The sequence below is a fragment of the Enterobacter cloacae complex sp. 302F9 genome (assembly GCF_050030335.1).
In the GTDB taxonomy this organism is placed as follows: domain Bacteria; phylum Pseudomonadota; class Gammaproteobacteria; order Enterobacterales; family Enterobacteriaceae; genus Enterobacter; species Enterobacter hormaechei_C.
The window spans coordinates 281,640-307,894 of the sequence record NZ_JBLGUC010000001.1 but is presented as its reverse complement, the minus strand read 5'-3'; the positions used below and the strand labels follow the sequence as shown (position 1 = coordinate 307,894).

Annotated in this window: 20 protein-coding genes, 3 rRNA genes and 1 riboswitch; of the genes, 10 read left to right on the top strand and 13 right to left on the bottom strand. The window is 56.3% G+C overall.

Annotation, left to right across the window (positions count from 1 at the left end):
• The first annotated feature begins 179 nt into the window (after window positions 1-179).
• The gene (gene iclR / locus ACQG0T_RS01490) at window positions 180-1,007 is read left to right on the top strand and encodes a glyoxylate bypass operon transcriptional repressor IclR (RefSeq protein ID WP_003860353.1); all 828 of its coding nucleotides are present in this window, start codon (window positions 180-182) and stop codon (window positions 1,005-1,007) included.
• 23 nt (window positions 1,008-1,030) lie between these two features.
• Here the strand turns inward: iclR and aceK are convergent, their stop codons facing one another.
• The 7 genes from aceK to ACQG0T_RS01455 all read right to left on the bottom strand — a co-directional run bounded on the left by aceK (window position 1,031) and on the right by ACQG0T_RS01455 (window position 12,020).
• Complete coding sequence (gene aceK / locus ACQG0T_RS01485; protein WP_032104800.1) at window positions 1,031-2,782, bottom strand: bifunctional isocitrate dehydrogenase kinase/phosphatase; 1,752 nt, start codon at window positions 2,780-2,782, stop codon at window positions 1,031-1,033.
• A 51-nt stretch (window positions 2,783-2,833) separates the two neighbouring features.
• On the bottom strand, window positions 2,834-4,138 hold the full coding sequence (aceA, locus tag ACQG0T_RS01480) for an isocitrate lyase (protein ID WP_023295753.1): 1,305 nt from the start codon (window positions 4,136-4,138) through the stop codon (window positions 2,834-2,836).
• Between the two features lie 31 nt (window positions 4,139-4,169).
• Window positions 4,170-5,771 carry a malate synthase A gene (gene aceB / locus ACQG0T_RS01475; RefSeq protein ID WP_023295752.1) on the bottom strand — a complete coding sequence of 534 codons (1,602 nt, stop codon included), beginning with the start codon at window positions 5,769-5,771 and terminating at the stop codon, window positions 4,170-4,172.
• 270 nt (window positions 5,772-6,041) lie between these two features.
• Entirely contained in the window at window positions 6,042-6,971 is a 930-nt protein-coding gene (gene metA / locus ACQG0T_RS01470; protein ID WP_017382604.1) for a homoserine O-acetyltransferase MetA, read from the bottom strand.
• 218 nt (window positions 6,972-7,189) lie between these two features.
• Window positions 7,190-7,305, bottom strand: a 5S ribosomal RNA gene (gene rrf / locus ACQG0T_RS01465).
• A gap of 69 nt (window positions 7,306-7,374) precedes the next feature.
• Window positions 7,375-10,280 (bottom strand): 23S ribosomal RNA (locus tag ACQG0T_RS01460).
• Between the two features lie 198 nt (window positions 10,281-10,478).
• Window positions 10,479-12,020 (bottom strand): 16S ribosomal RNA (locus tag ACQG0T_RS01455).
• The 16S, 23S and 5S rRNA genes sit together here, the layout of an rRNA operon.
• Window positions 12,021-12,583: 563 nt before the next feature.
• On the opposite strand from ACQG0T_RS01455, the gene purH reads away from it, so the two are divergent.
• The gene (gene purH / locus ACQG0T_RS01450; protein WP_023295751.1) at window positions 12,584-14,173 is read left to right on the top strand and encodes a bifunctional phosphoribosylaminoimidazolecarboxamide formyltransferase/IMP cyclohydrolase; all 1,590 of its coding nucleotides are present in this window, start codon (window positions 12,584-12,586) and stop codon (window positions 14,171-14,173) included.
• Window positions 14,174-14,188: 15 nt separating this feature from the next.
• A complete protein-coding gene (purD, locus tag ACQG0T_RS01445) occupies window positions 14,189-15,481 on the top strand; it encodes a phosphoribosylamine--glycine ligase (RefSeq protein WP_015569963.1) in 1,293 nt (430 codons plus the stop codon).
• Window positions 15,482-15,529: 48 nt separating this feature from the next.
• Here the strand turns inward: purD and ACQG0T_RS01440 are convergent, their stop codons facing one another.
• The 6 genes from ACQG0T_RS01440 to nudC form a co-directional block, all read right to left on the bottom strand.
• Window positions 15,530-16,222, bottom strand: a complete 693-nt coding sequence (locus ACQG0T_RS01440) for a DUF1481 domain-containing protein (RefSeq protein ID WP_017384076.1) — start codon at window positions 16,220-16,222, stop codon at window positions 15,530-15,532.
• A gap of 11 nt (window positions 16,223-16,233) precedes the next feature.
• On the bottom strand, window positions 16,234-16,506 hold the full coding sequence (hupA, locus tag ACQG0T_RS01435) for a nucleoid-associated protein HU-alpha (protein WP_002445246.1): 273 nt from the start codon (window positions 16,504-16,506) through the stop codon (window positions 16,234-16,236).
• A 186-nt stretch (window positions 16,507-16,692) separates the two neighbouring features.
• A complete protein-coding gene (locus ACQG0T_RS01430) occupies window positions 16,693-17,283 on the bottom strand; it encodes a YjaG family protein (protein WP_003862310.1) in 591 nt (196 codons plus the stop codon).
• Window positions 17,284-17,324: 41 nt separating this feature from the next.
• Complete coding sequence (gene nfi, locus ACQG0T_RS01425) at window positions 17,325-17,996, bottom strand: deoxyribonuclease V (RefSeq protein ID WP_003862312.1); 672 nt, start codon at window positions 17,994-17,996, stop codon at window positions 17,325-17,327.
• Window positions 17,997-18,005: 9 nt separating this feature from the next.
• On the bottom strand, window positions 18,006-19,070 hold the full coding sequence (gene hemE, locus ACQG0T_RS01420; RefSeq protein ID WP_022650209.1) for a uroporphyrinogen decarboxylase: 1,065 nt from the start codon (window positions 19,068-19,070) through the stop codon (window positions 18,006-18,008).
• A 38-nt stretch (window positions 19,071-19,108) separates the two neighbouring features.
• Window positions 19,109-19,882: an NAD(+) diphosphatase gene (gene nudC / locus ACQG0T_RS01415; RefSeq protein WP_015569966.1), complete on the bottom strand. Its 774-nt coding sequence runs from the start codon at window positions 19,880-19,882 to the stop codon at window positions 19,109-19,111.
• 95 nt (window positions 19,883-19,977) lie between these two features.
• Here nudC and ACQG0T_RS01410 point away from each other — a divergent pair, with 95 nt between their 5' ends.
• The 7 genes from ACQG0T_RS01410 to thiH all read left to right on the top strand — a co-directional run bounded on the left by ACQG0T_RS01410 (window position 19,978) and on the right by thiH (window position 26,068).
• Window positions 19,978-20,475: an Rsd/AlgQ family anti-sigma factor gene (locus ACQG0T_RS01410; RefSeq protein ID WP_017384077.1), complete on the top strand. Its 498-nt coding sequence runs from the start codon at window positions 19,978-19,980 to the stop codon at window positions 20,473-20,475.
• 54 nt (window positions 20,476-20,529) lie between these two features.
• Window positions 20,530-20,639, top strand: a riboswitch (TPP riboswitch).
• A gap of 79 nt (window positions 20,640-20,718) precedes the next feature.
• Window positions 20,719-22,605 carry a phosphomethylpyrimidine synthase ThiC gene (gene thiC, locus ACQG0T_RS01405; RefSeq protein ID WP_426723739.1) on the top strand — a complete coding sequence of 629 codons (1,887 nt, stop codon included), beginning with the start codon at window positions 20,719-20,721 and terminating at the stop codon, window positions 22,603-22,605.
• A complete protein-coding gene (gene thiE, locus ACQG0T_RS01400) occupies window positions 22,605-23,246 on the top strand; it encodes a thiamine phosphate synthase (protein ID WP_032672126.1) in 642 nt (213 codons plus the stop codon). Before thiC ends, thiE begins: the two co-directional genes overlap by 1 nt.
• Window positions 23,233-23,988, top strand: coding sequence for a thiazole biosynthesis adenylyltransferase ThiF (gene thiF / locus ACQG0T_RS01395; RefSeq protein WP_023302918.1), 756 nt, complete (start codon window positions 23,233-23,235; stop codon window positions 23,986-23,988). The genes thiE and thiF overlap by 14 nt, the downstream gene beginning before the upstream one ends.
• On the top strand, window positions 23,972-24,172 hold the full coding sequence (thiS, locus tag ACQG0T_RS01390; RefSeq protein WP_015569971.1) for a sulfur carrier protein ThiS: 201 nt from the start codon (window positions 23,972-23,974) through the stop codon (window positions 24,170-24,172). Before thiF ends, thiS begins: the two co-directional genes overlap by 17 nt.
• Before the next feature lies 1 nt (window position 24,173).
• On the top strand, window positions 24,174-24,941 hold the full coding sequence (gene thiG, locus ACQG0T_RS01385; protein ID WP_063133333.1) for a thiazole synthase: 768 nt from the start codon (window positions 24,174-24,176) through the stop codon (window positions 24,939-24,941).
• Window positions 24,941-26,068 carry a 2-iminoacetate synthase ThiH gene (thiH, locus tag ACQG0T_RS01380; protein ID WP_015569973.1) on the top strand — a complete coding sequence of 376 codons (1,128 nt, stop codon included), beginning with the start codon at window positions 24,941-24,943 and terminating at the stop codon, window positions 26,066-26,068. Before thiG ends, thiH begins: the two co-directional genes overlap by 1 nt.
• Window positions 26,069-26,255 lie beyond the last annotated feature (187 nt).

Here is a 26,255-nt window from a genome sequence, read left to right as displayed (position 1 = left end):
ACGCTCAACATGGCCAAAAGGCTGCGTTCCATACTGGCATAATCTCGCAGGGTCGAAAAGTCACACAGCGGTAACATGAGACATGTTCACTATCACTCCTCCGATCAGTCAGGAAAGCGGTTGCAAAACCACCAAATAAAACGAAAATGATTTCCACGATACAGAAAAAGGAGTTCGTCATGGTTACGACCGTTCCCGCTAAACGCGGCAGAAAACCTGCTGCAACCACCGCTGCACAACCAGGCGGACAGGTTCAATCCCTGACGCGCGGCCTGAAGCTGCTGGAATGGATAGCCGAATCGCATGGTAGCGTGGCCCTGACGGAGCTGGCGCAGCAGGCTGGCCTGCCGAACTCCACCACGCACCGTCTGCTGACCACCATGCAGCAGCTGGGCTTCGTGCGTCAGGTGGGCGAGCTGGGACACTGGGCGGTGGGGGCGCATGCGTTTATTGTCGGCAGCAGCTTCCTGCAAAGCCGCAACCTGCTGGCGATTGTCCACCCGATTCTGCGCAAGCTGATGGAGGAGTCCGGCGAGACGGTAAACCTGGCCGTGCTGGATCAGAGCGATCACCAGGCGATTATCATCGACCAGGTGCAGTGTACGCAGCTGATGCGCATGTCCGCACCGATTGGCGGCAAGCTGCCGATGCACGCCTCTGGCGCAGGGAAAGCGTTTCTCTCGCAGCTGAGCGAAGAGCAGGTAACGGGGCTGCTGCACCGTAAAGGGCTGCACGCCTATACCCACGCCACGCTGGTGTCGCCCGTGCATCTGAAAGAAGATCTGGCTCTGACCCGCAAGCGCGGCTATTCGTTTGATGACGAAGAACATGCCCTCGGGCTGCGCTGCCTCGCGTCCTGCATTTTTGACGAGCACCGCGAGCCGTTTGCCGCCATCTCCATCTCCGGGCCGATTTCACGCATGACCGACGACCGCGTCACCGAGCTGGGCGCGATGGTGATTAAGGCCGCGAAAGAGGTGACGCTGGCGTATGGTGGGATTCGTTAAACGTGCATTGCCGCCTGATGCCCTCACCCCGGCCCTCTCCCACAGGGAGAGGGAGAAAAGCGGATGCAAAACCGCTGCTTGCGGCGGTAAGCATAGACATCTTCCACGTGCCCATTTTTGATCCGCGTTTGCAGCCCGCGCCAGTAGCTGGCGCGGAACAGATCGGCATGCATCTCTTCGAATAGCGGCCCGATGCGCGGGTCGGCACAAAGCCAGTGGCGAAACTCCTCCGGAAACACATCGCCCGGCGATACGCTGTACCACGGCTCGCTGGACAGTTCATCTTCCGGGTAGCGCGGCGGCGGGATATCGCGGAAGTTCACCTCGGTCATGTAGCAAATTTCATCGTAATCGTAGAACACCACCCGCCCGTGACGGGTGACGCCGAAGTTTTTAAACAGCATGTCGCCGGGGAAAATATTGGCGGCGGCGAGCTGGCGAATCGCATTGCCGTACTCTTCAATGGCGTCTCGTAAAGCCTGGCCTTCGGATTGCTCCAGCCAGATATTTAGCGGCACCATCCGGCGTTCGATATAGAGATGGCTAATCGCAATCTTATCGCCAAGATCGGTAATTTTCGTCGGCGCTTCCTGCATTAGCAGCGACATCAGCGACGGATCGATCTGCTGCTTATCCAGCACAAAGTTTTCAAACTCCTGGGTATCCGCCATTCGCCCGACGCGATCGTGCTCTTTAACCAGCTGATAGCAGGCGCGGACGTGAGCGGCGGTCATCTCTTTCTGCGGGGCAAATTTATCCTTAATCACCTTAAACACGCGGTCGAAGCCCGGCAGTGTGAAAACCAGCATCACCATGCCGCGGATCCCCGGCGCTTCGATAAACTGCTCATCAGCCGTGGTGACATAACGCAGGTATTCCCGATAACTTTCCGTTTTGGCATGCTTCTGACAGCCAATCGCCATATACAGCTCGGCGGTGGTTTTGCCCGGCAGGATCTCGCGCAGCCACTCCACCAGGGCGGCAGGCAGTGGGGCATAGACCATGAAATAGGAACGGGCGAAGCCAAATACGATGCTGGCCTCAGCGCTGGTAGTCAGGCAGGTATCGACAAACAGTTCGCCGTCGTCGGTACGGTGAATGGGTAGCAGAAACGGCACGATAGCTGTCGGCGTAACCAGTTTGCCCACCAGCCAGGCGGCCTTATTCCGGTAGAAAAGCTCGTTGGCAACCTGCAAATGGCTGCGGCTGAGTACCTCCTCACCGAAGGTTTCACTGAGATATGCGTGGATATAGCCGATATCCCGGGGTTTATTCTCCCAAGGCAGGCGCAGCGGCAAATCCGTTAAGACGCGGTGCAGGAGCTTTTCCCAACCGCGATCGGGAAAGAAATCTTTCGCCAGCGGACGCGGAATGGTACGAAAGCGGCGCTCCGGCTGGGAGCTGAAGATAAATAACCGCTCAGGAGATAATGAGCGGTGGTCAAATAACCGGCAATAGACGGAGTTGAAAAAGCTCTCCGCAATCTCGAAGCGCGGGTAGTCGGGTAACAGATGGGTGTAGTGCTCTTTCACGCGCAGTAAAAATTCCGCATCCGGGCTTTTACCGTCGGTGATACAGCGCAGTTGCTCCACCACCAGACCTACGTGGTGATCATAAAGATGGATACGCTGCTTCATGGCCTGCTGAACCGCATGCCAGTCGGCGTGCTCAAAACGCTGTTGCGCGCCGGAGGTGACTTCCAGAAAGCGGCCATACTGGGCATCAAAGCCCTGCAAAATAGTTTGGGCAATCAGTAATTCCAGACCACGCGACATATATTCCCCCTCCCCCCAACCCTCTCCCCGAGGGGGGAGAGGGGGAAAAGATTAGAACTGTGCTTCTTCCGTCGAGCCCGTTAATGCCGTGACGGAGGAGGCCCCGCCCTGAATAATCGTGGTCACATTATCGAAGTAGCCGGTTCCCACTTCCTGCTGGTGCGAAACGAAGGTATATCCTTCTTTGCCCGCCGCAAATTCTGGCTGCTGCACCTTCTCAACATAGTGTTTCATGCCTTCGCCCTGCGCGTAGGCGTGCGCCAGGTCGAACATGTTGAACCACATGCTGTGGATACCCGCCAGGGTGATGAACTGGTACTTGTAGCCCATATCTGACAATTGCTGCTGGAAGCTGGCGATGGTCGTATCGTCCAGATTCTTTTGCCAGTTGAAGGACGGCGAACAGTTATAGGCCAGCAGCTTGCCCGGATACTTCGCATGAATCGCATCGGCAAAGCGCTTCGCCAGCGCCAGATCCGGCGTGGAGGTTTCACACCAGACCAGGTCGGCGTAAGGGGCATACGCCAGGCCGCGGCTGATCGCCTGTTCAATACCGGCATGTGTGCGATAGAACCCTTCGCTGGTACGTTCGCCGGTAATGAATTCGCTGTCATACGGGTCGCAGTCAGAGGTGATCAGGTCCGCCGCGTCAGCATCGGTACGGGCAATCACCAGCGTCGGCACGCCGAGCACGTCAGCAGCCAGACGCGCGGCAACCAGCTTCTGGATCGCTTCCTGGGTTGGCACCAGCACTTTCCCGCCCATATGCCCGCACTTCTTCACCGACGCCAGCTGATCTTCAAAGTGAACGGCCGCTGCACCGGCCTCAATCATGGATTTCATCAGCTCAAAGGCGTTCAGCACGCCGCCGAAACCGGCTTCCGCATCGGCGACGATCGGCAGGAAATAGTCGATAAAACGCGGATCGTGGGGTTCGATACCCGCGGCCCACTGGATCTGATCCGCACGGCGGAAGGTATTGTTGATCCGATCCACCACTGACGGCACCGAGTTCGCCGGATAAAGAGATTGATCCGGATACATGCTGGAGGCAAGGTTAGCATCCGCCGCGACCTGCCAGCCGGAAAGATAGATAGCCTCAATGCCGGCCTTCGCCTGCTGCAATGCCTGACCGCCGGTCAGCGCGCCGAGGCTGTTGATATAGCCTTTTTTAGACCCCCCATGCAGCAGATCCCACATTTTCGCCGCGCCGTTCTGCGCCAGCGTACATTCCGGGTTAACCGAGCCGCGTAACTTCACCACTTCCTCTGCGCTGTACGGACGGCGGATGCCTTCCCAGCGCGGTTGGGTCCACTCTTTTTGTAACTCTTCGATCTGTTGGGTACGAGTTTTCATGTGCAGATGCTCCATATTGTTATGTGGTGAATTACGCCAGGAAGCGGTAGCCCGGCAGGGTCAGGAAGTCGATTAAGTCATCAGAGGTGGTGATTTGCTCCATCAGACGTGCGGCATCGTCAAAACGCCCACTGCTGAAGCGGTGCTCGCCCAGTTCGTCCTGGATGACCCGCATCTCTTCGGCCAGCATCTGACGGAACAGGGCTTTGGTTACCGGTTTGCCGTTGCTGAGCGTTTTTTGATGATGGATCCACTGCCAGATGGAGGTACGTGAAATTTCCGCCGTGGCGGCATCTTCCATCAGGCCGTAGATAGGCACGCAGCCGTTGCCTGAGATCCATGCCTCGATGTACTGCACGGCGACGCGAATGTTGGCGCGCATCCCCTCTTCCGTGCGTTCGCCCGCACACGGCGCCAGCAACTGTTCTTCTGCGATTGGCGCATCGTCTTCACGGGTGACAAACAGCTGGTTTTTGTTGTCGCCGAGTACGCGGTTAAAGACTTCCATCGCCGTATCGGCCAGACCAGGATGGGCAATCCACGTCCCGTCGTGGCCATTACGGGCTTCCAGCTCTTTATCGGCTTTCACCTTGTTGAGCACCTGATTGTTACGCTCTGCGTCTTTGCTCGGGATAAACGCCGCCATACCGCCCATCGCAAAGGCGCCGCGTTTGTGGCAGGTCTTAATCAGCAGGCGCGAGTAGGCGCTGAGGAACGGTTTATCCATGGTGACAACCTGACGATCCGGCAATACCCGGTCGGCATGGTTTTTCAGGGTTTTGATGTAGCTGAAGATGTAATCCCAACGGCCGCAGTTCAGGCCCACAATATGGTCACGCAGCGCATGGAGGATCTCATGCATCTGGAATACGGCAGGCAGGGTTTCAATCAGCAGCGTGGCCTTAATGGTGCCGCGCGGCAGGCCAAAGCGGTCTTCTGCGTAGCTGAAGACTTCACTCCACCACGCCGCTTCCTGCCAGGACTGTGTTTTAGGCAGATAGAAATAGGGGCCGCTGCCTTTCGCCAGCAGGTTTTTATAGTTGTGGAAGAAGTACAGCGCAAAGTCGAACAGGCTGCCCGGAATCGCTTCTCCGCGCCAGGTGACGTGTTTTTCTGGCAAATGCAGACCGCGTACGCGGCAGATCAGCACCGCCGGATTCGGTTTGAGCTGGTAAATTTTACCGGCTTCGTTGGTATAGCTGATGGTGCCGTTGACGGCGTCGCGCAGGTTGATCTGCCCGTCGATAACTTTCTGCCAGTCCGGCGCGAGGGAATCTTCGAAGTCCGCCATAAATACTTTGACGTTGGCATTCATGGCGTTGATCACCATTTTGCGCTCTACCGGACCGGTGATCTCTACGCGACGATCCTGTAAATCTTCAGGGATTCCGCGGATTTTCCATTCACCATGACGAATGGAAGCGGTTTCCGAAATAAACCCTGGCAACTTGCCGTTATCGATCTCCTGCTGTTGATGAATGCGCGCCGCCAGCAGTTTATTACGCTGTGGCGTAAAGCGAGTCACCAGTTCAGTCAGAAACTCTACCGCTTCTGCCGTCAAAACTTGCTGTTCTTGTTCACCATTCGGCTGGGTAAAGGTCAGTTCATCGACCGTTGTTGCCTGTTGAGTCATCGTTCTGCTCCTCATCAAAGATCCAAAATCACGCCCCCGACGCGAGCGAAAGATCGTTGTGTAGTTTTCGCTCAGCAGAATTAAGACTATCTATAATTTTTCCAAAATCAAAAACAATTTCCATTTTAATTGAGTTATGCGTGCAATGATTTGATTAATATGAAATTAAAGTTATTCACGATGCTGAGTTGGATTTCGGAAATAAAAAAGGCACCCGAAGGTGCCTGATCTGAATAGCTGAAACGCTTTAGGATCGTTTAATGCAGACGATTACTCCAACGTCGGATTCATGTGTCGCAGATCGTACGGCGTAATCTGGTAGACGTAATAGTTGAGCCAGTTGGTAAACAGCAAATTTCCATGGCTACGCCAGGTTGCCCGAGGCGTGTTTTGCGGATCGTTTTTCGGGAAATAGTTGTACGGGACATCCGGATTCAGACCCGCTTCAACGTCACGAAAATACTCTGACGCGAGGGTATGCGGATCGTACTCAGGATGGCCGGTAACGAACGCGATGCGTTTGTCTTTACTGGCGAACAGGTAGGCATCGCCGTCTTCCGTTTCGGCCAGGATTTCCAGGTCGGTGTAATCGCGGATCAGCTGTGCCGGAAAATCGGCGTAGCGAGAATGCGGGGCCAGGAAAGTGTCATCGAAACCACGCGTCAGCAGCGCATGCGGGTGAAGAATGTGGTGTTCGTATACGCCAGAAAGTTTGTCGCTGCGGGTTTGCTTGGGAATGCCATAGAGGATATTCAGCGCGGCCTGTACCGCCCAACAGACAAACAAGGTGGACGTGACGTGATCTTTTGCCCACTCCAGCACCTGCCTGATCTGTGGCCAGTAGGCAACGTCATTAAATTCCACCAGACCCAGCGGGGCGCCGGTGACGATCAGTCCATCGAAATTCTCATCGCGAATATCTTCAAAATTACAGTAGAAGTTATTCAGATGCTCAGCAGGCGTGTTGCGTGACTCACGCGCGTCAATGCGCAGCAGCTGGATATCAACCTGAAGCGGAGAGTTGGAGAGCAAACGCAGGAACTGGTTCTCCGTTTCGATCTTCTTTGGCATCAGATTAAGGATCAGCACCTTCAGCGGGCGAATTTCCTGACCAGAAGCACGCGAAGTTGTCATTACGAAGACATTCTCTTCACGCAAGAAATTGACGGCTGGTAGCTCGTCCTGCACCCGAATCGGCATAACCTTAAATCCTCAAAGCATACGTATAAACGTTTAGACATCCAGACAGCTAACGATACCCAGAAATGGGGTTAATGTCGAGTCTGCAAGCGAAAGGTGAGAAAGTTTCAAGGAGGAAAAGCATGTAGGGCGGGTAAGGCTGGGCCACCACCCGACTTTTCAGAACGTACAAAGCAAAAAACCCCGCACCTTACGGTACGGGGTTCTTCTTAATTGATGCCTGGCAGTTCCCTACTCTCACATGGGGAGACCCCACACTACCATCGGCGCTACGGCGTTTCACTTCTGAGTTCGGCATGGGGTCAGGTGGGACCACCGCGCTAAAGCCGCCAGGCAAATTCTGTTAATCTGTATCAGGCTGAAAATCGTGTCTGTCTCTTCGCCAAAACACCTTCGGCGTTGTAAGGTTAAGCCTCACGGTTCATTAGTATCGGTTAGCTCAACGCATCGCTGCGCTTACACACCCGACCTATCAACGTCGTCGTCTTCAACGTTCCTTCAGGAGACTTAAAGTCTCAGGGAGAACTCATCTCGGGGCAAGTTTCGTGCTTAGATGCTTTCAGCACTTATCTCTTCCGCATTTAGCTACCGGGCAGTGCCATTGGCATGACAACCCGAACACCAGTGATGCGTCCACTCCGGTCCTCTCGTACTAGGAGCAGCCCCCCTCAATTCTCCAGCGCCCACGGCAGATAGGGACCGAACTGTCTCACGACGTTCTAAACCCAGCTCGCGTACCACTTTAAATGGCGAACAGCCATACCCTTGGGACCTACTTCAGCCCCAGGATGTGATGAGCCGACATCGAGGTGCCAAACACCGCCGTCGATATGAACTCTTGGGCGGTATCAGCCTGTTATCCCCGGAGTACCTTTTATCCGTTGAGCGATGGCCCTTCCATTCAGAACCACCGGATCACTATGACCTGCTTTCGCACCTGCTCGCGCCGTCACGCTCGCAGTCAAGCTGGCTTATGCCATTGCACTAACCTCCTGATGTCCGACCAGGATTAGCCAACCTTCGTGCTCCTCCGTTACTCTTTGGGAGGAGACCGCCCCAGTCAAACTACCCACCAGACACTGTCCGCAACCCGGATTACGGGTCTACGTTAGAACACCAGCCATTAAAGGGTGGTATTTCAAGGTTGGCTCCACGCAGACTGGCGTCCACGCTTCAAAGCCTCCCACCTATCCTACACATCAAGGACCAGTGTTCAGTGTCAAGCTATAGTAAAGGTTCACGGGGTCTTTCCGTCTTGCCGCGGGTACACTGCATCTTCACAGCGAGTTCAATTTCACTGAGTCTCGGGTGGAGACAGCCTGGCCATCATTACGCCATTCGTGCAGGTCGGAACTTACCCGACAAGGAATTTCGCTACCTTAGGACCGTTATAGTTACGGCCGCCGTTTACCGGGGCTTCGATCAAGAGCTTCGCGTTGCCGCTAACCCCATCAATTAACCTTCCGGCACCGGGCAGGCGTCACACCGTATACGTCCACTTTCGTGTTTGCACAGTGCTGTGTTTTTAATAAACAGTTGCAGCCAGCTGGTATCTTCGACTGATTTCAGCTCCGCCCGCAGGGGCTTCACCTACACATCAGCGTGCCTTCTCCCGAAGTTACGGCACCATTTTGCCTAGTTCCTTCACCCGAGTTCTCTCAAGCGCCTTGGTATTCTCTACCTGACCACCTGTGTCGGTTTGGGGTACGATTTCGTGTTACCTGATGCTTAGAGGCTTTTCCTGGAAGCAGGGCATTTATCACTTCAGCACCGTAGTGCCTCGTCATCACACCTCAGCGTTAACAAGGTACCGGATTTACCTGGAACCTCCGCCTACATGTTTAAACCGGGACAACCGTCGCCCGGCTGACATAGCCTTCTCCGTCCCCCCTTCGCAGTAACACCAAGTACAGGAATATTAACCTGTTTCCCATCGACTACGCCTTTCGGCCTCGCCTTAGGGGTCGACTCACCCTGCCCCGATTAACGTTGGACAGGAACCCTTGGTCTTCCGGCGAGCGGGCTTTTCACCCGCTTTATCGTTACTTATGTCAGCATTCGCACTTCTGATACCTCCAGCATGCCTCACAGCACACCTTCAACGGCTTACAGAACGCTCCCCTACCCAACAACGCATAAGCGTCGCTGCCGCAGCTTCGGTGCATGGTTTAGCCCCGTTACATCTTCCGCGCAGGCCGACTCGACCAGTGAGCTATTACGCTTTCTTTAAATGATGGCTGCTTCTAAGCCAACATCCTGGCTGTCTGTGCCTTCCCACATCGTTTCCCACTTAACCATGACTTTGGGACCTTAGCTGGCGGTCTGGGTTGTTTCCCTCTTCACGACGGACGTTAGCACCCGCCGTGTGTCTCCCGTGATAACATTCTTCGGTATTCGTAGTTTGCATCGGGTTGGTAAGCCGGGATGGCCCCCTAGCCGAAACAGTGCTCTACCCCCGAAGATGAGTTCACGAGGCGCTACCTAAATAGCTTTCGGGGAGAACCAGCTATCTCCCGGTTTGATTGGCCTTTCACCCCCAGCCACAGGTCATCCGCTAATTTTTCAACATTAGTCGGTTCGGTCCTCCAGTTAGTGTTACCCAACCTTCAACCTGCCCATGGCTAGATCACCGGGTTTCGGGTCTATACCCTGCAACTTAACGCCCAGTTAAGACTCGGTTTCCCTTCGGCTCCCCTATACGGTTAACCTTGCTACAGAATATAAGTCGCTGACCCATTATACAAAAGGTACGCAGTCACCCCATAAAGAGGCTCCCACTGCTTGTACGTACACGGTTTCAGGTTCTTTTTCACTCCCCTCGCCGGGGTTCTTTTCGCCTTTCCCTCACGGTACTGGTTCACTATCGGTCAGTCAGGAGTATTTAGCCTTGGAGGATGGTCCCCCCATATTCAGACAGGATACCACGTGTCCCGCCCTACTCTTCGAGTTCACAGCATGTGTGCTTTCGTGTACGGGACTATCACCCTGTACCGTCGGACTTTCCAGACCGTTCCACTAACACACAAGCTGATTCAGACTCCGGGCTGCTCCCCGTTCGCTCGCCGCTACTGGGGGAATCTCGGTTGATTTCTTTTCCTCGGGGTACTTAGATGTTTCAGTTCCCCCGGTTCGCCTCGTTAACCTATGTATTCAGTTAACGATAGTGCAACGGATTGCACTGGGTTTCCCCATTCGGACATCGCCGGGTCAAGGGTTCATATCACCTCGCCGGCGCTTTTCGCAGATTAGCACGTCCTTCATCGCCTCTGACTGCCAGGGCATCCACCGTGTACGCTTAGTCGCTTAACCTCACAACCCGAAGATGTTTCACTTCTGATTGCGAAAATTTGAGAGACTCGAACACACATGAGCTGTGTGTCGTTTCAATTTTCAGCTTGATCCAGATTTTTAAAGAGCAAAACTTCTTAATGCACTCAAAAGTACATTCAGAAGTTCATCATTCATCAGACAATCTGTGTGAGCACTGCAAAGGCAGGTTCTTTAAGGTAAGGAGGTGATCCAACCGCAGGTTCCCCTACGGTTACCTTGTTACGACTTCACCCCAGTCATGAATCACAAAGTGGTAAGCGCCCTCCCGAAGGTTAAGCTACCTACTTCTTTTGCAACCCACTCCCATGGTGTGACGGGCGGTGTGTACAAGGCCCGGGAACGTATTCACCGTGGCATTCTGATCCACGATTACTAGCGATTCCGACTTCATGGAGTCGAGTTGCAGACTCCAATCCGGACTACGACGCACTTTATGAGGTCCGCTTGCTCTCGCGAGGTCGCTTCTCTTTGTATGCGCCATTGTAGCACGTGTGTAGCCCTACTCGTAAGGGCCATGATGACTTGACGTCATCCCCACCTTCCTCCAGTTTATCACTGGCAGTCTCCTTTGAGTTCCCGGCCTAACCGCTGGCAACAAAGGATAAGGGTTGCGCTCGTTGCGGGACTTAACCCAACATTTCACAACACGAGCTGACGACAGCCATGCAGCACCTGTCTCAGAGTTCCCGAAGGCACCAAAGCATCTCTGCTAAGTTCTCTGGATGTCAAGAGTAGGTAAGGTTCTTCGCGTTGCATCGAATTAAACCACATGCTCCACCGCTTGTGCGGGCCCCCGTCAATTCATTTGAGTTTTAACCTTGCGGCCGTACTCCCCAGGCGGTCGACTTAACGCGTTAGCTCCGGAAGCCACGCCTCAAGGGCACAACCTCCAAGTCGACATCGTTTACGGCGTGGACTACCAGGGTATCTAATCCTGTTTGCTCCCCACGCTTTCGCACCTGAGCGTCAGTCTTTGTCCAGGGGGCCGCCTTCGCCACCGGTATTCCTCCAGATCTCTACGCATTTCACCGCTACACCTGGAATTCTACCCCCCTCTACAAGACTCTAGCCTGCCAGTTTCGAATGCAGTTCCCAGGTTGAGCCCGGGGATTTCACATCCGACTTGACAGACCGCCTGCGTGCGCTTTACGCCCAGTAATTCCGATTAACGCTTGCACCCTCCGTATTACCGCGGCTGCTGGCACGGAGTTAGCCGGTGCTTCTTCTGCGGGTAACGTCAATTGCTGAGGTTATTAACCTCAACACCTTCCTCCCCGCTGAAAGTACTTTACAACCCGAAGGCCTTCTTCATACACGCGGCATGGCTGCATCAGGCTTGCGCCCATTGTGCAATATTCCCCACTGCTGCCTCCCGTAGGAGTCTGGACCGTGTCTCAGTTCCAGTGTGGCTGGTCATCCTCTCAGACCAGCTAGGGATCGTCGCCTAGGTGAGCCGTTACCCCACCTACTAGCTAATCCCATCTGGGCACATCCGATGGCAAGAGGCCCGAAGGTCCCCCTCTTTGGTCTTGCGACGTTATGCGGTATTAGCTACCGTTTCCAGTAGTTATCCCCCTCCATCAGGCAGTTTCCCAGACATTACTCACCCGTCCGCCACTCGTCAGCAAAGCAGCAAGCTGCTTCCTGTTACCGTTCGACTTGCATGTGTTAGGCCTGCCGCCAGCGTTCAATCTGAGCCATGATCAAACTCTTCAATTTAAAAGTTTGATGCTCAATGAATTAAACTTCGTAATGAATTACGTGTTCACTCGTTGAGACTTGGTATTCATTTAGTGTCCGAAGACATTAAGAATCCATGTCACTTTGAGTGCCCACACAGATTGTCTGATAAATTGTTAAAGAGCAGTTGCGACGCGCTTCAGCGCTCTGTCGCGAGGTGGCGTATATTACGCTTTCCTCTTTCAGAGTCAACCCGTTATTTCAGGATTTTTTCTCTTCAGCCGACCGGGTTATCTGTGAAGTGATTCACATCCGCCGTGTCGATGGAGGCGCATTATAGGGAGTTCTCCGCAGGCCGCAACCGCTAAATGACAGAAAAATGACTGACTGCTGCATTCCACAGCAAAACCCCGCCTTATACCTTTTTACGCACAGACTTATCCACAATGATACGAAAAAGTAAAAATATGCGAGCGTTGCGCAAACGTTTTCGTTAAAATGCTCGCGCTTCACAAGGATGCCTCGTCAGGTGTGTTAGATGAGTTTTTCACAGGAAAATTCATCTAACGCTCTCTGTAATCGTGAAATCCAGGGGATTTACCATGCAACAACGTCGTCCAGTCCGCCGCGCTCTGCTCAGTGTTTCTGATAAAGCCGGTATCGTCGAATTCGCTCAGGCACTTTCCGCACGCGGTGTGGAGCTGCTTTCTACAGGCGGTACCGCTCGCCTGTTAGCAGATAAAGGTCTGCCGGTAACCGAAGTGTCCGATTACACCGGTTTCCCGGAAATGATGGATGGACGCGTCAAAACCCTGCACCCGAAAGTGCACGGCGGTATTCTGGGCCGTCGCGGTCAGGACGACGGCATTATGGAGCAGCACAATATTGCCCCCATCGACATGGTGGTTGTTAACCTCTACCCGTTCGCCCAGACCGTTGCCCGCGAAGGCTGTTCTCTGGAAGACGCTGTTGAGAATATCGACATCGGCGGCCCGACCATGGTGCGCTCCGCAGCCAAGAACCATAAAGATGTAGCCATCGTGGTAAAGAGCAGTGACTACAACGCCATTATTAATGAGATGGATGCCAACGAAGGGTCCCTGACGCTTGAAACGCGTTTCGATCTCGCCATCAAAGCCTTCGAGCATACCGCCGCCTACGACAGCATGATCGCCAACTATTTCGGTAGCCTGGTACCTGCCTACCACGGTGAAAGCAAAGATCCATCTGGCCGCTTCCCGCGCACGCTGAACCTGAACTTCATTAAGAAGCAGGATATGCGTTACGGTGAGAACAGCCACCAGCAGGCTGCCTTCTATATAGAAGAAGAGGTAAAAGAAGCCTCTGTAGCGACTGCCCAGCAGGTTCAGGGCAAAGCGCTCTCCTATAACAATATTGCCGATACCGACGCCGCGCTGGAATGCGTGAAAGAGTTCAGCGAGCCTGCCTGCGTTATTGTCAAGCACGCCAACCCATGCGGCGTTGCGGTAAGTGCGTCTATTCTGGAAGCATACGATCGCGCCTACAAAACCGACCCGACCTCCGCGTTCGGCGGCATTATCGCCTTCAACCGCGAGCTGGATGCGGAAACCGCGCAGGCCATCATCTCCCGCCAGTTTGTCGAAGTGATCATCGCGCCATCCGCATCCGAAGAGGCGCTGAAAATCACCGCGGCGAAACAGAACGTGCGCGTACTGGTTTGCGGCCAGTGGGCAGAGCGCGTTCCAGGCCTGGACTTCAAGCGCGTGAACGGCGGGCTGCTGGTTCAGGACCGCGATCTGGGTATGGTGGGCGAAGCCGATCTGCGTGTCGTCACCAAACGTCAGCCAACCGAGCAGGAACTGCGTGACGCGCTGTTCTGCTGGAAAGTGGCGAAGTTCGTGAAATCCAACGCTATCGTCTACGCCAAAGAGAACATGACCATCGGAATAGGCGCAGGCCAGATGAGCCGCGTTTACTCTGCGAAAATCGCGGGTATTAAAGCAGGTGACGAAGGTCTGGAAGTCAAAGGTTCCGCCATGGCCTCTGACGCCTTCTTCCCGTTCCGCGACGGTATCGATGCGGCCGCTGCTGTGGGCATCACCTGTGTGATCCAGCCTGGCGGTTCAATCCGTGATGACGAAGTGATTGCCGCTGCCGACGAGCATGGCATCGCAATGATCTTCACCGACATGCGCCACTTCCGCCATTAATTCCCGGAGCAGAAAATGAAAGTATTAGTGATTGGTAACGGCGGGCGCGAGCACGCCCTGGCGTGGAAAGCAGCGCAGTCTCCGCAGGTTGAAACCGTCTTTGTGGCACCGGGTAACGCCGGGACCGCGCTGGAGCCCGCACTACAGAACGTCGCCATCGGCGTAACCGATATCCCGGCGCTGCTGAGCTTTGCCCAAAACGAGAATATCGATCTGACGATTGTTGGCCCGGAAGCGCCGCTGGTGATCGGCGTTGTAGATGCCTTCCGCGCCGCGGGCCTGAAAATTTTCGGCCCAACGGAAGGGGCTGCGCAGCTGGAAGGCTCAAAAGCCTTCACCAAAGATTTTCTCGCGCGTCATAACATCCCGACGGCGGAATATCAGAACTTCACCGAGGTAGAGCCTGCTCTGGCTTACCTGCGTGAAAAAGGCGCGCCGATTGTGATCAAAGCCGACGGCCTGGCTGCCGGGAAAGGCGTTATCGTGGCGATGACCCTCGAAGAAGCGGAAGCCGCCGTGCAGGATATGCTGGCGGGTAACGCCTTTGGCGACGCGGGCCACCGCATCGTGATTGAAGAGTTCCTCGACGGCGAAGAAGCGAGTTTTATCGTGATGGTTGACGGCGAGCACGTTCTGCCGATGGCGACCAGCCAGGATCACAAGCGCGTAGGCAATGCCGACACGGGGCCAAACACCGGCGGGATGGGAGCTTACTCCCCTGCTCCGGTGGTCACTGACGAAGTACACCAGCGCACCATGGACCGCATCATCTGGCCAACCGTGAAGGGGATGGCTGCGGAAGGCAATACCTACACCGGTTTCCTTTACGCAGGCCTGATGATCGACAAGCAGGGTAACCCGAAGGTGATTGAATTCAACTGCCGCTTCGGCGATCCGGAAACCCAGCCGATCATGCTGCGCATGAAGTCCGATCTGGTTGATCTGTGTCTGGCGGCGTGCGAAGGCAAGCTGGACGAGAAAACTTCCGAGTGGGACGAGCGTGCCTCTTTAGGTGTGGTGATTGCTGCGGGTGGCTATCCGGGTAGCTACAACACCGGAGATGAGATCCACGGCCTGCCGCTGGAAGAGATTGACGGTGCGAAGGTGTTCCACGCCGGTACAAAGCTCTCTGACGACGACCGCGTGCTCACCAACGGCGGTCGCGTGCTGTGTGCGACCGCGCTGGGCCAGACCGTGGCAGAGGCGCAGAAGCGCGCCTATGCGCTGATGGCGGATATTCACTGGAATGGCAGCTTCAGCCGCCAGGATATCGGCTATCGTGCCATTGCGCGGGAGCAGGGAGAGTAATTTCACACCCTCACCCTAACCCTCTCCCACAGGGAGAGGGGATTTACGTCAGAAACTCTTCTCTGTCGGCTGCCAGGTGCAGAAATCTTCATTCGCCACCAGCAACAGCTGAGAGCCTTCCGGCGCTTCCAGCCATGCCACACTCACCTCCACAGATGAATGCCGCTGACGACGCTGAATGTGTTCGGTTGCCCAGGATTCAAGCTCAGGCTTCACTGTCTGCCCTTCGCAGGTGGTCACCGTGCCGTCGGCATGCCAGCGCCCCTGGCGCAGCACCACGCGGCCCTGACGCAGCGCATCGCTGGTCTGGCGGAGTTGTTCAGCACGGTAGCGGTAGAGAGCGACCTGATCGCTGGAAAGCTGCTGTTTCAGTCCACTGACCTCATGCTGCATAAAGCTCAGCTCGCCGTGGTCGTCGAAACGCACCTTCACGTGTTCGGGAGTCTTACTGTAGATATTCAGTTCAATGAGCGACAGCGCATCGCCCTGCCAGCGGTATTCTGCGGTCGAGGTGTTGCCGTTATGCCACGGGCTGAATGCGGTGAGCATATGGACTTCATCGCTGGAATCTTTGCGCCAGATCCTGACCGCACCCTGGTTGTCAGCATAGCCGCTGGCGGTAAACGGGGGGAGTGAGGAATCATGGCTACAGGCAGACAGCAACAGTACGCCTGCCAGCGCGAGCGTTCCACGCCAGAATGACAAAAGGGGCGTTGCCGCCCCTTCGTTAAAACTGTTCACTGCCACGCGTCTTACTTAACTGCGTCTTTCAGTGCTTTACCAGAAACAAATGCCGGCACGTTAGCTGCGGCGATTTTGATTTCTTTACCGGTCTGCGGGTTGCGGCCAGTACGCTCAGCGCGGTGGTTCACTTTGAAGGTACCGAAACCAACCAGTTGTACAGCATCGCCTTCTTTCAGAGACTCAGTAATAGCAGCCAGGGTAGATTCCAGAGCAGCTTTAGCCTGCACTTTAGACAGATCAGCCTTGTCCGCAATTACATCAATCAGTTGAGTCTTGTTCATAAGTTATCCTTTCAATGTGTTTATCGCTTGCTAAGCATCGAGTGCGACGAAAATGCCAAAAAAGCACTCTCCTGCATACACGCACCGATAGCCACTTTTTTTCGCCCCCCAAATGTAGACCAGACGGGGGGCGAAAGGGAAGAGTCGAGGAGTGACAAAACAGGCGTTAAATCACGTTTTGTTGTCTCATTGGTTAAAAATTATACCAATATTGCTCTCACCGGCCTCGCGAAGGTCCGCGCGAAGCCCTTTGATCAGCTCAATATCACGTTCTTCACACTCCGCCAGCAGACGGAAAATTTCCCACTGAATATCCCATTCCTGTTCAACCGCCGGGTTAGCACGCAGCTCCTCGTCGGTCATTTCACGGCCTTCCTGGGTCATTTCCAGCATCGCAACGGTGGTAATGGATGCCTTACTGACTTCAATGGCGTGTTCCAGGGTTTCACCGCTCAGACGGGAGTGGATCAGCTCGCTCAACGCCACACAGGCATCAATGGCCGGGTAGACGCCATACAGATCGAAATCATCCGCAGCCGGAATAGCCTCTTCCAGCTTTTCGAGCTGAGAGTCAAAATTTACCTTCGCATCTTTGACCGTCAGCGTCTCCCAGATTAAATCCAGGATACGACGATAAATCTGGCCTTCGCCAAACGCCGTCTGCTTGCAGAACGCGGCATAGTTGGGATACATGCGCTCGCACAGGCAAGCCATAAACGTCACGTGCTGCCAGCTTTCCAGCTTCTCAAGGCGCAGATGAATCGGGTTTTGTAACATGATGATGTCTCGAATCGAAAATTAGCCGCAGTTTACCTGAATCACGGCTGAATTTCCTGCCAACGAATGAATGCCGGACGTGAAGAGGCCACGGCGTCAGCCCAGCGGGTTGGCTCCGGTAAACGGTAGCCCTTCATACAGCGTTGCACCCACGCCAGTGCGCTATCCATGCTGACCCGATGCCCGGTGGCGATAAACAACGGGTTGCAGCGCGCTTTACTGCGCCAGACCCACGCCAGCTGCTCGCCTTTATGGATAAGCGGCGCCAGCGCGCCCGGTTCGGCAGAGAGCGGCTCAAACGCGCCGCACAGGCGTTTTTTCGCCACGCCGATGGTCGGCACGTCCACCAGCAGACCAAAGTGGCTGGCGACACCTAAGCGACGCGGATGGGAGATACCATGCCCATCAACAAACAGCAGATCGGGTTTTTGCGAGAGTTGCTCCCACGCGGCCAGCAGCGCGGGATATTCGCGGAAGGAGAGAAAGCCGGGGATATAGGGCATGGTGGTGGCGATACGCGCCACCTTGTACTCCACCAGCTCCAGCGAAGGGTATTTCAGCACCACCATCGCCGCTCGCGTCACTTCACCGCCCTGCTCAAACCCGACGTCCGCCCCGCCAATGTACCGCGGAGGGTCCGTATCCAGACGATCCTCGCGGATCACTGATGAAGCCAGTTCGATTTGCTGAGCGCGTAGCGACGCGAGATCCATAACCACTCCTTACTTATGATACTGGGCAGAAAGCCGATGCACCGCCTCCACAAATACGCCAGCGTGTTCTGGCGGTACATCCTGATGAATACCGTGACCGAGGTTGAAGACGTGGCCTTCGCCCTGGCCGAAACCAGACAGTATAGTCGACACTTCTTCTTCGATACGGGCAGGCTGCGCATAGAGCATGGACGGATCCATGTTGCCCTGGAGCGCCACTTTGTCCCCCACGCGACGGCGCGCATCGGCAATATCGGTGGTCCAGTCGAGGCCCAGCGCGTCGCAGCCGGTGGCCGCCATCGCTTCCAGCCACTGACCGCCGCCTTTGGTAAACAGCGTCACCGGCACGCGACGGCCTTCGTTTTCACGCAGCAGGCCATCGACAATTTTGTGCATGTAGTACAGGGAGAACTGCTGATAATCACGTCCGGTCAGCACGCCGCCCCAGGTGTCGAAAATCATCACCGACTGCGCGCCCGCTTTAATCTGCGCGTTGAGATAGAGCGTGACGCTCTTCGCCAGCTTGTCGAGCAGGGCATGCAGGGCCAGCGGCTCGGCGTACATCATCTTTTTGATGACGGTAAAGGCTTTGCTGCTGCCGCCTTCCACCATGTAGGTGGCCAGCGTCCACGGACTACCGGAGAAGCCAATCAGCGGCACGTCGCCTTTCAGTTCGCGGCGAATGGTGCGCACGGCGTTCATCACATAGCCCAGCTCGCCTTCAGGATCGGGGATCGGCAGCTTATCAACGTCGGCTTTGCTTTTGATCGGAGAGGTAAAACGCGGGCCTTCTCCGGTTTCGAAATAGAGCCCAAGGCCCATCGCATCCGGAATGGTGAGAATGTCCGAAAAAAGAATGGCGGCATCGAGCGGGAAGCGGCGCAGCGGCTGGAGCGTCACTTCACAGGCCAGCTCGGCGTTTTTGCACAGCGACATAAAATCGCCTGCCTGCGCGCGCGTGGCTTTGTACTCTGGCAGATAGCGTCCCGCCTGGCGCATCATCCACACCGGGGTGACATCAACGGGCTGGCGCAGCAGCGCACGCAGATAACGATCGTTCTTCAGTTCGGTCATTTTGCAGTTCCTTATTGCGTCAGTCCGTCAGTGTAACACTACTCATACTCGGCCCGACACATTGCCACGGTATCTTCTATCAGGCGACGCGCCACCGTTCCCGGTGGGGGCAGCAGCGGTAAATCGTCGTAGCGATACCAGTTCGCCTCCAGCAGCTCTTTCTGATCGATAACAATCTCGCCGCTGTCGTATTCCGCCATAAACGCGGTCATCAGGGACATCGGGAACGGCCACGGCTGCGACGTCACATAGCGCAGGTTTTTCACCTTAATGCCGCTCTCCTCCATCACCTCGCGCGCCACCGCCTGTTCCAGCGTTTCGCCGACTTCCACGAACCCGGCGAGGACGGTGTGAATGCCGTTGCGATGGCGGGTATGCTGCGCCAGCAGGATGGAATCATCACGGCGGATGGCGACAATGATGCACGGTGCGATTTGCGGGTAGTAGCGTTCACGGCAGTGGCCGCAGAGCATTGCCCACTCGGTTTTGCTCGGGTGCATGGTGTGGCCGCAGTAGCCGCAGTATTTGTGCGAGCGGTAAAACTCCGCCAGCTGCACGCCGCGCCCCGCCAGCTGGAACAGGCCGACATCCCGATCCAACACCTGACGAACGGATCCCATATCCTGACGACGAGCCTGTTGGATCAACCATACCGGATCGCCCTGCCACTCGCCGATCCGCAGCGCCGGTTGGCCGACGAGATCGAAGATGTCTGCCGCACCGTAGGGTATCTCCCCACCGGGCAGCCATAATTTTTGTTCGTGACTGACGATCCACCAACCCAGATCTGATTTTTCAATAATACGATCCATATCTATTGCACTACCTTCGCTTCACTGACATGTTGTTAGCATTATGGTTACATTTTGGATAAGCAGATCCCATTCTAAACCTTATGGAGTCGACCATGTTAAACCAGCTGGAAAGCCTGACTGAGCGCGTTGGAGGAAGTAACACCCTGGTGGATCGCTGGCTACATGTGCGCAAGCATCTACTCGTGGCGTATTACAATCTGGTTGGTCTTAAGCCTGGCAAAGAATCCTTTATGCGGCTGAATGAAAAAGCGCTGGACGACTTCTGTCAGAGCCTGGTCGACTACCTTTCCGACGGCCATTTCAACCTTTATGAACGCATTATCCGCGAAATGGAAGGGACAACGCCGTATTTAGCGGCCAGCAAACTCTGTCCGCTGCTGGAAGCCAACACCCAGCAGATCATGGACTACTACGATTCCACGCTAGAGAACGCTATCGATCACGATAACTATCTTGAGTTTCAGCAGGCGCTTTCCGACCTTGGCGAAGCGCTGGAAGAGCGATTCACGCTGGAAGACAAGCTCATCGCCCTCGTGCTGGACAACAACCTGAATATCAGCACCAGCGATAACGTTGCGCGCCCTGCTTGAGTTCTTAATCGTTAACGAGTAATTTACAACCATTCGCCCCTCTCACGAGGGGGATTTTTCTTGTCGGAGTGCCCAGTGTGAAAGCACGGGCTGAGACCGTTAATTCGGGATCCGCGGAACCTGATCAGGTTAATACCTGCGAAGGGAACAAGAGTCACACTGCTGTTGTATCGCCCCTGAGGCGATCTTCTCTTGCTTCATCCGTCGTCTGACAAGCCATGTCCTTCACATCTGGAATGAGCTATGTCTACAACAAAACTGACCCGCCGCGAACACGCACAACGCTTCATCGACACCCTGGAAGGCACCGCTTTCCCGAACTCAACGCGCATCTACATCACCGGTTCACAGGCTGATATCCGCGTGCCGATGCGCGAAATCCAGCTCAGCCCGACGCTTATCGGCGGCAGCAAAGAAAACCCGCAGTTTGAAGACAACGAAGCCGTGCCGGTGTATGACACCTCCGGCCCGTACGGCGACCCTTCTGTTGCTATCAACGTACAGCAGGGTCTGGCAAAACTGCGCCAGCCGTGGATTGACGCCCGTAACGACTGCGAAGAACTGCGCGTGCGCAGCTCGGCGTATACCAACGCGCGCCTGGCCGACGACGGTCTGGACGCGCTGCGCTTTACCGGCCTTCTGACGCCAAAACGCGCTAAAGCGGGCAAATGCGTCACCCAGCTGCACTACGCGCGCCAGGGTATCGTCACGCCGGAGATGGAGTTCATCGCCATCCGCGAAAACATGGGCCGCGAGCGCATCCGCAGCGAAGTGCTGCGCCACCAGCATCCTGGTGAAGGGTTTGGCGCTCGCCTGCCGGAAAACATCACGCCGGAATTTGTGCGTGACGAAGTGGCCGCCGGGCGCGCCATTATCCCCGCCAATATCAACCATCCGGAATCCGAGCCGATGATTATCGGCCACAACTTCCTGGTGAAGGTCAACGCCAACATCGGCAACTCAGCGGTGACGTCATCCATCGAAGAAGAGGTGGAAAAGCTGGTCTGGTCGACGCGCTGGGGCGCGGACACGGTGATGGACCTTTCCACTGGCCGCTATATTCATGAGACCCGCGAGTGGATCCTGCGTAACAGCCCGGTGCCGATTGGCACCGTCCCGATTTATCAGGCGCTGGAGAAGGTCAACGGCATCGCCGAAAACCTCACCTGGGAAGCGTTCCGCGACACGCTGCTGGAGCAGGCCGAGCAGGGCGTGGACTACTTCACCATCCACGCGGGCGTGCTGCTGCGCTACGTGCCGATGACGGCGAAACGTCTGACCGGTATCGTCTCACGCGGCGGTTCGATTATGGCGAAATGGTGCCTTTCCCATCATCAGGAAAACTTCCTCTACGAACACTTCCGCGAAATCTGCGAAATTTGCGCCGCGTACGACGTCTCCCTGTCGCTGGGCGACGGCCTGCGTCCTGGCTCCATCCGCGATGCTAACGACGAGGCGCAGTTTGCCGAGCTGCACACGCTGGGCGAGCTGACCAAAATCGCCTGGGAGTACGATGTGCAGGTGATGATTGAAGGCCCGGGCCATGTGCCGATGCAGATGATCCGTCGCAACATGACCGAGGAGCTGGAGCACTGCCACGAAGCACCGTTCTACACCCTGGGGCCGTTGACCACCGATATTGCGCCGGGCTACGACCACTTCACGTCAGGCATTGGCGCGGCGATGATCGGCTGGTTCGGCTGCGCCATGCTCTGCTACGTGACGCCGAAAGAGCACCTCGGGCTGCCAAACAAAGAGGACGTGAAGCAGGGGCTGATCACCTACAAGATTGCCGCCCACGCGGCGGATCTGGCGAAAGGCCATCCGGGCGCGCAAATCCGCGACAACGCCATGTCCAAAGCGCGCTTTGAATTCCGCTGGGAAGACCAGTTTAACCTGGCCCTCGATCCGTTCACCGCCCGCGCCTATCACGACGAAACCCTGCCGCAGGAATCGGGCAAAGTGGCGCACTTCTGCTCCATGTGCGGACCTAAATTCTGCTCGATGAAAATCAGCCAGGAAGTACGTGATTATGCCGCCGCGCAGACCATTGAAGTCGGCATGGCGGACATGTCGGAAACCTTCCGCGCGAAAGGCGGCGAAATCTACCTCAAAAAGGAGGAGGCGTAATGTACCAGCCCGATTTCCCCTCCGTGCCCTTCCGCTTAGGGCTTTACCCGGTGGTGGACAGCGTGGAGTGGATCGCCCGCCTGCTGGAAGCTGGCGTTCGCACCCTCCAGCTACGCATCAAGGATAAACGCGATGAAGAGGTGGAGGCCGACGTGATCGCCGCTATCGCGCTGGGACGTCGCTACCACGCCCGCCTGTTTATCAACGACTACTGGCGGCTGGCGGTTAAACACCAGGCGTACGGCGTGCATCTGGGACAGGAAGATCTGGAAACGACCGATCTCAACGCGATCCGTGACGCCGGTCTGCGGCTGGGCGTCTCCACCCACGACGATATGGAGATCGACGTGGCGCTGGCGGCCCGCCCCTCTTACATCGCGCTCGGGCACGTTTTCCCAACGCAAACCAAACAGATGCCGTCCGCTCCACAGGGTTTGACGCAGCTGGCGGCCCACGTTAAGCGCCTTGCCGATTACCCCACCGTCGCCATCGGCGGGATCAGTCTTGAACGTGCGCCCGCGGTGCTGGAGACCGGCGTCGGCAGTATCGCCGTCGTCAGCGCTATCACCCAGGCGGCAGACTGGCAGGCCGCCACCGCGCAGCTTTTACAACTGGCAGGAGCAGGTGATGAAAGATCGTGATTTTATGCGTTACAGCCGCCAGATCCTGCTGGAGGATATCGCCATCGAGGGGCAGCAAAAGCTGCTCGCCAGCCGGGTACTGATTGTCGGTCTGGGCGGATTAGGCACCCCCGCCGCGCTGTATCTGGCCGGCGCGGGCGTGGGCACGCTGGTGCTGGCCGATGACGACGAGGTACATCTCAGCAATCTGCAACGGCAAATTCTCTTTACGACAGAAGATATCAACCAGCCTAAAGCGCACGTTACGCGCCAGCGGCTGAACCAGCTTAACCCCGATATCGAACTGGTCGCACTCCAGACGCGGCTGAGCGGGGAAGATCTGCAACGCGAAGTGGCCCTTGCCGACGTGGTGCTGGACTGTACGGACAATATGGCGACACGTCAGGCCATCAACGCGGCCTGTGTTGCGCAGAACACGCCGCTGATCACCGCCAGCGCGGTCGGTTTCGGTGGGCAAATAATGGTGCTTACGCCGCCGTGGGCACAGGGCTGCTACCGCTGCCTGTGGCCGGACGAGGCTGAACCGGAGCGTAACTGCCGCACGGCAGGCATTCTGGGCCCGGTGGTGGGCGTGATGGGTACTCTTCAGGCGCTGGAGGCCATCAAGTTGCTCAGCGGCATGGAGACAGAACGCAACACGCTGCGGCTGTTCGACGCCCGCTCCAGCGGCTGGCGTCATCTGGCGTTAAACCGTGCCAGCCACTGCCCGGTATGCGGAGGCCGCAATGCGCATTCTGTTTAACGATGAGCCGATGACGTGCGACGACGATCTCACCGTTGCCGCCCTGCTCGACATGCTGCGCCAGCTGAAGCCGGGAACGGCGCTGGCGCTCAATCAACAGATCCTGCCGCGCGAGCGGTGGGAACATCAGCAGGTCAATGAGGGCGACCAGATCCTGCTGTTTCAGGTTATCGCAGGGGGCTGAGATGTTACGTATTGCCGACAAAGTCTTTGATTCACATCTGTTTACCGGAACCGGAAAATTCGCCTCCCCGCAACTGATGGTGGATGCCATTCGTGAAAGCGGCAGCCAGCTGGTGACGCTGGCGATGAAGCGCGTGGATCTGCGTCAGCACAACGATGCCATACTTGCGCCGTTACTGGAGGCAGGCGTGACGCTCTTACCGAATACCTCCGGTGCGAAAACGGCCGAGGAAGCAATTTTCGCTGCGCAACTGGCGCGGGAAGCGCTCGACACCCGCTGGCTGAAGCTGGAAATTCATCCGGACGCCCGCTGGCTGTTGCCCGATCCGATCGAAACCCTGAAAGCGGCAGAGAAACTGGTGCAGCAGGGATTCACCGTTCTGCCCTACTGTGGTGCCGACCCCGTGCTCTGTAAGCGTCTGGAAGAGGTCGGCTGCGCGGCCGTAATGCCGCTGGGCGCCCCCATTGGCTCCAACCAGGGGCTGGAGACCCGCGCGATGCTGGAAATCATTATTGAGCAGGCGACCGTGCCGGTGGTGGTGGATGCGGGCATCGGCGTACCCAGTCACGCCGCGCAGGCGCTGGAGATGGGGGCCGATGCGGTGCTGGTCAATACCGCGATTGCGGTGGCCGACGACCCGGTGATGATGGCGCGTGCGTTCCGCCTTGCCGTGGAGTCCGGTCTGCTGGCTCGGCAGTCCGGCCCCGGCTCGCGCAGTGTTCAGGCGCAGGCCACCAGCCCGCTGACCGATTTTCTGGAGGCGCTCTGATGGCTACCTTTACCGATCGCTGGCGTCAGCTTAACTGGGACGATATTGCCTTACGCATCAACAGTAAAACCTCTGCGGACGTAGAGCGGGCATTAACAGCCAAACATTTGACGCGCGAGGATTTGATGGCCCTGCTTTCTCCGGCAGCCAGCGCGTACCTTGAACCGATGGCCCAGCGCGCGCAACGCCTCACCCGCCAGCGTTTTGGCAACACGGTGAGCTTTTACGTGCCGCTCTATCTTTCTAATCTGTGCGCCAATGACTGCACCTACTGTGGTTTCTCCATGAGCAACCGTATTAAGCGTAAAACGCTGGATGAGCATGAGATCGCCCGCGAGTGTGCGGCTATTCGTGAGATGGGTTTTGAACATCTCCTGCTGGTGACGGGTGAACATCAGGGCAAAGTGGGGATGGACTATTTTCGCCAGCATCTTCCGGCCATCCGCCGCGAATTTGCCTCGTTGCAAATGGAAGTGCAGCCTCTGTCGCAGGAGGAATATGCGGAGCTGAAAACCCTCGGGCTGGACGGCGTAATGGTTTATCAGGAAACCTACCATGAGGCGACCTATGCCCGGCATCACCTGAAAGGGAAGAAGCAGGATTTCATCTTCAGGCTGGAAACGCCGGACAGGCTGGGGCGCGCCGGTATCGATAAAATTGGGCTGGGCGCGCTTATTGGTCTGTCCGACAGCTGGCGGGTGGACTGCTATATGGTGGCGGAGCATCTGCTGTGGCTACAGCAGCAGTACTGGCAAAGCCGCTATTCCATCTCTTTCCCGCGGCTGCGTCCCTGTACGGGAGGCGTTGAACCCGCCTCGCTGATGGATGAGCGCCAGCTGGTGCAAACCCTGTGTGCATTTCGCCTGTTCGCGCCGGAAGTGGAATTGTCGCTCTCCACGCGTGAATCCCCCGCGTTTCGCGACCGCGCGATCCCGCTGGCGATCAATAACGTCAGCGCCTTTTCCAAAACGCAGCCGGGCGGTTACGCGGACGATCACCCGGAACTGGAACAGTTTGCACCGCACGACGGCCGACGGCCCGAAGCGGTGGCGGAAGCCCTGACTGCACAGGGGCTCCAGCCGGTGTGGAAAGACTGGGATAGCTGGCTGGGAAGAGCCTCGCATTAGCGCTGAAACTGTCTGCAAAAATGCGAAAAGGTTACGAGGCGGCTCGTAAGATCATAACCGGGCGATTGAGGCGATCTGCCCGGTTTTCTTATGCTTAACCACGTCAGCAACGGACGCTGACCAGGGTGAAAATGCTTCTTCCTCGTTTCGCCCTGCCCTCCGCCTCTTAAACAAAATTCAATTGATA

Coding starts and splice junctions, on each gene's coding strand:
- iclR (WP_003860353.1), top strand. CDS start 180: ATGGTTACGACCGTTCCCGCTAAACGCGGCAGAAAACCTGCTGCAACC.
- aceK (WP_032104800.1), bottom strand. CDS start 2,782: ATGTCGCGTGGTCTGGAATTACTGATTGCCCAAACTATTTTGCAGGGC.
- aceA (WP_023295753.1), bottom strand. CDS start 4,138: ATGAAAACTCGTACCCAACAGATCGAAGAGTTACAAAAAGAGTGGACC.
- aceB (WP_023295752.1), bottom strand. CDS start 5,771: ATGACTCAACAGGCAACAACGGTCGATGAACTGACCTTTACCCAGCCG.
- metA (WP_017382604.1), bottom strand. CDS start 6,971: ATGCCGATTCGGGTGCAGGACGAGCTACCAGCCGTCAATTTCTTGCGT.
- purH (WP_023295751.1), top strand. CDS start 12,584: ATGCAACAACGTCGTCCAGTCCGCCGCGCTCTGCTCAGTGTTTCTGAT.
- purD (WP_015569963.1), top strand. CDS start 14,189: ATGAAAGTATTAGTGATTGGTAACGGCGGGCGCGAGCACGCCCTGGCG.
- hupA (WP_002445246.1), bottom strand. CDS start 16,506: ATGAACAAGACTCAACTGATTGATGTAATTGCGGACAAGGCTGATCTG.
- ACQG0T_RS01430 (WP_003862310.1), bottom strand. CDS start 17,283: ATGTTACAAAACCCGATTCATCTGCGCCTTGAGAAGCTGGAAAGCTGG.
- nfi (WP_003862312.1), bottom strand. CDS start 17,996: ATGGATCTCGCGTCGCTACGCGCTCAGCAAATCGAACTGGCTTCATCA.
- hemE (WP_022650209.1), bottom strand. CDS start 19,070: ATGACCGAACTGAAGAACGATCGTTATCTGCGTGCGCTGCTGCGCCAG.
- nudC (WP_015569966.1), bottom strand. CDS start 19,882: ATGGATCGTATTATTGAAAAATCAGATCTGGGTTGGTGGATCGTCAGT.
- ACQG0T_RS01410 (WP_017384077.1), top strand. CDS start 19,978: ATGTTAAACCAGCTGGAAAGCCTGACTGAGCGCGTTGGAGGAAGTAAC.
- thiC (WP_426723739.1), top strand. CDS start 20,719: ATGTCTACAACAAAACTGACCCGCCGCGAACACGCACAACGCTTCATC.
- thiE (WP_032672126.1), top strand. CDS start 22,605: ATGTACCAGCCCGATTTCCCCTCCGTGCCCTTCCGCTTAGGGCTTTAC.
- thiF (WP_023302918.1), top strand. CDS start 23,233: ATGAAAGATCGTGATTTTATGCGTTACAGCCGCCAGATCCTGCTGGAG.
- thiS (WP_015569971.1), top strand. CDS start 23,972: ATGCGCATTCTGTTTAACGATGAGCCGATGACGTGCGACGACGATCTC.
- thiG (WP_063133333.1), top strand. CDS start 24,174: ATGTTACGTATTGCCGACAAAGTCTTTGATTCACATCTGTTTACCGGA.
- thiH (WP_015569973.1), top strand. CDS start 24,941: ATGGCTACCTTTACCGATCGCTGGCGTCAGCTTAACTGGGACGATATT.